The organism is Bradyrhizobium sp. Kon56, from assembly GCF_055807635.1.
This window is the reverse complement of record NZ_JBVVOU010000433.1, coordinates 1-268: the sequence shown is the minus strand read 5'-3', so window position 1 is coordinate 268 and position 268 is coordinate 1. Positions and strand designations below refer to the sequence as shown.

The 268-nt window shown below is 52.2% G+C and carries 1 protein-coding gene; it reads left to right on the top strand.

Annotated features, from left to right (window positions below):
• Positions 1–268 (top strand): hypothetical protein (locus AC0L3B_RS39575; protein WP_473383277.1); only part of this gene is annotated, 268 nt, incomplete at both ends.

Below are 268 nucleotides of genomic sequence, written 5' to 3'. Positions count from 1 at the left end.
AGAAAGCCGTGTGTTTCTCCATCAAATGCTGGGCGCATTTGGACAGTGGCTCAAAGGAGTATCAAGAGGCTTATCTAACCGAAGCCGATATGGTCGGGTTAAGCAACGTGCTTGAATGGGCGGATGCCCAAAGGGATCGGGGGTTATTCAAGTATTCGATGATCGATAATGTATTGGACTTCGGTACACGCGATGCGCTTCCCGTGAGCAAGGACGTCGCTGCCATAGGGGGTGGGGCGGTCAGTGTGTCGGCGGGTTATACATTATG